Origin of the sequence: Cellulomonas massiliensis JC225 (assembly GCF_000312005.1) — a bacterium.
In the GTDB taxonomy this organism is placed as follows: Bacteria; Actinomycetota; Actinomycetes; order Actinomycetales; family Cellulomonadaceae; genus Cellulomonas; species Cellulomonas massiliensis.
In genome coordinates this window covers 33,586-39,313 of record NZ_HE978588.1, presented here as the reverse complement: position 1 = coordinate 39,313, position 5,728 = coordinate 33,586, and the positions used below count along the sequence as shown (strand labels likewise).

The window sequence follows — 5,728 nt, the reverse complement described above, 5'->3', positions numbered from 1 at the left end:
CGCCAGGACCGCCCGCGGGACGAGGACCGCGCCACGGGCGAGCGCGCGCCGCGCGAGCAGCAGCAGGACCAGGACGGCGACGGCGACGAGCGCGGCGGGCGCCGCCGGCGCTCGCGCGACCGCTACCGGGACCGGGACCGCAAGCGCGGTCGCGGCCGCAGCGGCCAGCCCGAGCTGGCGGGCCTCGACGAGATCGAGGTGACCGAGGACGACGTGCTGCTGCCCGTCGCGGGCATCCTCGACGTCCTCGACAGCTACGCGTTCGTCCGGACGTCCGGCTACCTGCCGGGCGCGAACGACGTCTACGTCTCGCTGGGCCAGGTCAAGAAGGCCGGGCTGCGGCGCGGTGACGCGATCACCGGCGCGGTGCGCCAGCCCCGCGAGGGTGAGCAGCCGCCGCAGGGCGGCGGCCGCCCGAACAAGTTCAACGCGCTCGTGCGCCTGGACTCGGTCAACGGCCTGTCGCCCGAGGAGGCGCGCGAGCGCCCCGACTTCACCAAGCTGACGCCGCTGTACCCGCAGGAGCGGCTGCGCCTGGAGACCGAGCCGACGCGCATCACCCCGCGCGTGATCGACATCGTCGCGCCGATCGGCAAGGGCCAGCGCGGCCTCATCGTGGCGCCGCCCAAGGCCGGCAAGACGATCATCATGCAGCAGATCGCCAACGCGATCACCGCCAACAACCCCGAGGTCCACCTCATGGTCGTGCTCGTCGACGAGCGCCCCGAGGAGGTCACGGACATGCAGCGGACCGTGAAGGGCGAGGTCATCGCCTCGACCTTCGACCGGCCCGCGTCCGACCACACGATCGTCGCGGAGCTCGCGATCGAGCGGGCCAAGCGGCTCGTCGAGCTCGGGCAGGACGTCGTCGTGCTGCTCGACTCGCTGACCCGCCTGTCGCGCGCGTACAACCTGGCGGCGCCGGCCTCCGGCCGGATCCTGTCCGGCGGCGTCGACGCCTCGGCGCTCTACCCGCCCAAGCGGTTCTTCGGGGCGGCGCGCAACATCGAGAACGGCGGCTCCCTGACGATCCTCGCCTCGGCGCTCGTCGAGACGGGCTCGAAGATGGACGAGGTCATCTTCGAGGAGTTCAAGGGCACCGGGAACATGGAGCTGCGGCTGTCGCGCTCGCTCGCGGACAAGCGCATCTTCCCGGCGGTCGATGTCAACGCGTCGAGCACCCGCCGCGAGGAGGTCCTGCTCTCGAACGACGAGCTCAAGATCGTCTACAAGCTCCGCCGCGTCATGGGCGCCCTCGACCAGCAGCAGGCCATCGAGCTCCTGCTCGGCAAGCTGCGCGAGACGAAGTCGAACGTCGAGTTCCTGCTCCAGGTGCAGAAGACGACGCCGGGCGGCGTGCTCGGCGAGGAGAACGCCGGCCGCACGGTCTGACGCCTCGCGCGACGGCCCCGGCACCCGCGAGGGTCCGGGGCCGTCGTCGTGCACGGGCGGCCCCGCCGCCGGCGCGTCCTCGACGCCGGGTGCTCACGTCGCGTCCCAGACCCGGCGGTAGTAGGCGGTCTTCTCCTCGTCGGGAGCGACGCCGTACGCGTCGAGCAGGGCGTCGGCCCAGCCGGGCCCGTAGTTCCACTCGAGCGACCACGTCGCCACGGCCAGGTCTGCCCACCGGTCGGCGAGGCCGAGCGAGCCGACGTCGACGTGGCCGACGAGACGGCCGTCGTCGCCGAGCAGGGTGTTGGGCGCGCAGGCGTCGCCGTGGCAGACGACGAGGTCCAGCGGCGGGACGGCGGCGCGCAGGGCCGCCTGCTCACGCGGGTCGTCGGCGTGCGTGAGCCGGTCCTCGACGGCCCACGTCCACGGGCACTCGGCGGGCGGCACGGCGTCGTGCCAGCGACGCAGCCCCGTGCCGATCGCCCGGACGGCGGCCCGCGGCTCGTCACGCCAGCGCTCGTCGACCGCCGAGCGGCCGGGCAGCGCGCGGGTGACGAGCCACGACCCGTCCTCGTCGCCCCCGGCGTCGAGCACCTCGGGGACGGTGGCGTACGCGGCGACCCAGCGCATCCGCGTGGCCTCCTCGCGCAGGTCGGGCGTCCCCGCCGGCGACCACTTCACGTACCGGTCGCCCTCGCGGAACGTGAGCCCGCCGAGCTGGTTGAGCCAGACCGCCTCCGCGTCGCCGAGCAGCCGGCGCACCGCGGGCGGCACCGCGGTGCCGGGCGGCGGCGGGGCCGCGACGACGCGCTCGCCGGGGATCACCTGCCTGAGCGTAGGCGCCCGCCGTGTCGGCGGTCGGTCCTAGGGTGCGAGGTGCACCGCGACCGGTCCCGGCCCCAGGAGGCCACGTGTACGACGAGACGCTCGCGCAGCGGGTGCGCGACCTGCTGGAGCCGCGTGGCGGCGTGACGGAGAAGCGGATGTTCGGGGGGCTCGCGTTCCTCGTCGACGGCAGCATGGCGGTGTGCGTGAGCGGCCGCGCCGACGCGCTCATGGTGCGGGTGCCGGCGGACGCGACCGCCGAGCGGCTGGCGCAGCCGGGCACGCGTCCGATGGTCATGTCGGGCCGCGAGACGCGCGGGTGGGTGTACGTCGAGAAGCCGGTCGTCGCGGACGACGACGAGCTGCGGCGCTGGGTGGACGAGGGCGTCCGGACCGCCGAGGCGCTCGCGCGGGGCTGAGCGCCGTGGGTCAGCAGGCGGAGCGCGTGTCGGCCGACGTGATCGCGACGCCCGGGCGCCGGTCGTCGAAGGGATCGCCGTCGGACGCCGTCACCGGCTCGTCGGACCCCTCGTCCGTCGACGACGGCTCGTCCCCGGTGGCCGCTGCGACGATCGGCTCGTCGGCGGCGACGCGGTCCCAGAGCTGGTCGGCGTCGTCCGTCCAGACCACGCGCGCGTCGTTGCGCGGGTCCGGACCGCTGGGGGTCGTCACGAACGTGACGTCCTCGCCGCGCACCGACCGCAGCGCGTAGGCCAGCCCGACCGGGTCGACGTCCTTGCTGATCGTGAGGCTGCTGGTGACGGCGTCGACGAGCCGGACGAGCCGTGGCGGGTCCGTCAGCACCCCGCCGTGCAGCACCTTCGTCGTCATCGCGGCGAGCAGCGCCTGCTGGCGGCCCATCCGGTAGGTGTCCGAGCCGTCCGACAGGTCGTGCCGGGCGCGGGTGAGCGCGACCGCCTGGGCGCCGTCCAGCACGTGCGTGCCGGCGGTGAGGTGCAGCCTCGCCCGCTCGTCGTCGAGGTCCCGGGGCAGGCAGACGGGGACGCCGCCCATCGCGTCGACCACGTCGACGAACCCGGCGAAGTCGACCGCCACGAAGCCGTCGAGCCGGACGCCCGTGAGGTGCTCGACCGTCGTCATGGTGCACGACGCGGCGGAGACGAGGTCCCGGCCGGCGTCCCAGCCGCGGGAGAACGCCTCGTTGAACTGCGCGGACGACGACGCGCGGGTCGACCCGCCGCCGGTCACGCGGCACGCCGGGATCGCGACCATCGAGTCGCGCGGGATCGACACGAGCTCCACGCGGGAGCGGTCGGCGGAGACGTGCAGGACGATCGCGACGTCGGACCGGCGCCCCTCGGCGTGGCCGCCGATCTCGCCGTTCCTCCCGTCGCGGGCGTCGGAGCCCAGCAGCAGCAGGGTCACCGGGTCGCCGGCGTCCGGGTCCTCGGGGTCGGGCTCGGCGGCCGGGGGGCGCTCGCGGTCGGCGGCGAGCAGGTCGCTCTCGTCGACCCGCGTGATGTTGTCGTCCCAGTGCAGCGCGAGCGCGGCGGCCGCCGCGACGCCCGTGGCCACGGAGGCCACGACGAGGAGCAGCGCGCCGCGCACGACGCGGTCCCGGCGGTCGGCGGGCCGCCCGTGCCGCGGGGCGGGCGGATCGCCGCCGTCGGGTCGTGCCGTCGCGCTCGTCTGCGGGTGTCGTCGCACGTCAGCAGGCTAGGAACGGTGCACGGCCCCGCGTCGCGACTCGTGTGCGAGGCCCGGGGAGGATCGGTGCAGGTGTGTGCACGCGGCGCGTGACCCGCCCGGCGGCGCCTCGCGCAGCGAGATCGGCGAGCGGGGAAGATTTCAGGGCTCCCGGCCGTTCTGGCACAATGGTTCGCTGGTCTGCGGTTCACCGGCACGCATCCGTGTCCGGACCCGGAGGCACCCCACCCGAGGAGTTCCCGTGAAGTCTGACATCCACCCGGAGTACGTGGTCACCGAGGTCACGTGCACCTGTGGCAACACGTTCGTCACCCGCAGCACCGTGACGAGCGGCAAGATCCACGCCGACGTCTGCAGCGCCTGCCACCCGTTCTACACGGGCAAGCAGAAGATCCTCGACACCGGTGGCCGCGTGGCCCGGTTCGAGGCCCGCTACGGCAAGAAGGCCAACTAGCACCTCCGGAGCGCCGGTGCGCGGCGCGGACGACTGCCCTCCATGGCAGTGTCCGCCGCCGGGCACCGGCGCTCCGTGCATGTCCGGGGCCGGTACCGCCGGCCCGACACGGGCGACCCGGCCTGCCGGGCGCCGACGAGGGAGGCCGGTCCGTGGGCGACCAGGACGCAGGAGCGCAGCCGTTCGAGGCGGCGCGTCCGCTGCTCGACGAGCACGCGCGGATCGAGGCGCAGCTCGCCGACCCGGCCGTGCACGCCTCGGGGCTCGCCCGCCGGCTGGGCCGCCGGTACGCCGAGCTCGCGCCCGTCGTCGCCGCGTACCGCGCGTGGCGGTCCGCGACCGGGGACGTCCAGGCGGCGCGCGAGCTGGCCGAGGCCGACCCCTCGTTCGCCGAGGAGGTCCCCGCGCTGCAGGAGGCCGCCGACGCCGCGACGCACCGGCTGCGCGACGTCCTGGTGCCCCGCGACCCGGACGACGCGCGCGACGTCATCCTCGAGATCAAGGCCGGGGAGGGCGGCGAGGAGTCGGCGCTGTTCGCCGGCGACCTGCTGCGCATGTACACGCGCTACGCGGAGCGGATGGGCTGGCAGACGCAGCTCCTCGAGGCGACCGAGTCGGACCTCGGCGGCTTCAAGGACGTCCAGCTCGCGGTCAAGGCCCGCGGGGACGTCGCGCCCGCCGACGGCGTCTGGGCGCACCTGAAGTACGAGGGCGGCGTGCACCGCGTGCAGCGCGTGCCGGTGACCGAGTCGCAGGGCCGCATCCACACGTCCGCCGCCGGCGTGCTCGTCCTGCCCGAGGCGGACGACGAGGGCGAGGTCGAGATCGACCCGAACGACCTGCGCATCGACGTGTTCCGCTCGTCCGGGCCGGGCGGGCAGTCCGTCAACACCACGGACTCCGCGGTGCGCGTGACGCACCTGCCGACGGGCATCGTCGTCTCGATGCAGAACGAGAAGTCGCAGCTGCAGAACCGCGAGCAGGCCCTGCGGGTGCTGCGGGCGCGGCTGCTCGCCGCGCGCCAGGAGGAGGCCGCCGCCGCGGCGAGCGAGGCGCGGCGCAGCCAGGTGCGCACCGTCGACCGCTCGGAGCGGATCCGGACGTACAACTTCCCCGAGAACCGCGTCGCGGACCACCGCACCGGCTACAAGGCCTACAACCTCGACGCGGTGCTCGACGGCGACCTCGGCCCGGTCGTGCAGTCGGCGATCGACGCCGACGAGGCGGCGCGGCTCGCGTCCGTCGGCACCGACGGCGCGGCGCGCGGCGGTGCCCGGTGAGCGGGGAGCGACCCGGGTCGACCGGCGCGGCGGCAGCGACGCCGGGCCTGCGCGCCCTCGTCGACGGGGCGTCCCGGGTGCTGGCCGACGCGGGCGTCGGCTCCCCGCG

The 5,728-nt window shown here is 75.1% G+C and carries 6 protein-coding genes; 4 read left to right on the top strand and 2 right to left on the bottom strand.

The window, feature by feature from the left end; genetic code table 11:
* Nucleotides 1–1,392, top strand: a 1,392-nt coding sequence (gene rho / locus HGCM_RS16185; RefSeq protein WP_019134887.1) for a transcription termination factor Rho, incomplete at its 5' end; no start/stop codon positions are given.
* A gap of 93 nt (nucleotides 1,393–1,485) precedes the next feature.
* Here rho and HGCM_RS00210 read toward each other — a convergent pair.
* Complete coding sequence (locus tag HGCM_RS00210) at nucleotides 1,486–2,217, bottom strand: aminoglycoside 3'-phosphotransferase (protein WP_019134886.1); 732 nt, start codon at nucleotides 2,215–2,217, stop codon at nucleotides 1,486–1,488.
* Between the two features lie 86 nt (nucleotides 2,218–2,303).
* Here HGCM_RS00210 and HGCM_RS00205 point away from each other — a divergent pair, with 86 nt between their 5' ends.
* Nucleotides 2,304–2,636, top strand: a complete 333-nt coding sequence (locus tag HGCM_RS00205) for a TfoX/Sxy family protein (protein ID WP_019134885.1) — start codon at nucleotides 2,304–2,306, stop codon at nucleotides 2,634–2,636.
* Nucleotides 2,637–2,646: 10 nt separating this feature from the next.
* Here HGCM_RS00205 and HGCM_RS16180 read toward each other — a convergent pair whose 3' ends face one another.
* On the bottom strand, nucleotides 2,647–3,885 hold the full coding sequence (locus HGCM_RS16180) for an LCP family protein (RefSeq protein WP_019134884.1): 1,239 nt from the start codon (nucleotides 3,883–3,885) through the stop codon (nucleotides 2,647–2,649).
* Nucleotides 3,886–4,126: 241 nt separating this feature from the next.
* Between HGCM_RS16180 and rpmE the strand changes: the two genes are divergently transcribed.
* Nucleotides 4,127–4,339, top strand: coding sequence for a 50S ribosomal protein L31 (gene rpmE, locus HGCM_RS00195; protein WP_019134883.1), 213 nt, complete (start codon nucleotides 4,127–4,129; stop codon nucleotides 4,337–4,339).
* 152 nt (nucleotides 4,340–4,491) lie between these two features.
* Nucleotides 4,492–5,619 (top strand): peptide chain release factor 1, encoded by a 1,128-nt coding sequence (prfA, locus tag HGCM_RS00190; RefSeq protein WP_019134882.1) that lies wholly within the window; start codon nucleotides 4,492–4,494, stop codon nucleotides 5,617–5,619.
* Nucleotides 5,620–5,728 lie beyond the last annotated feature (109 nt).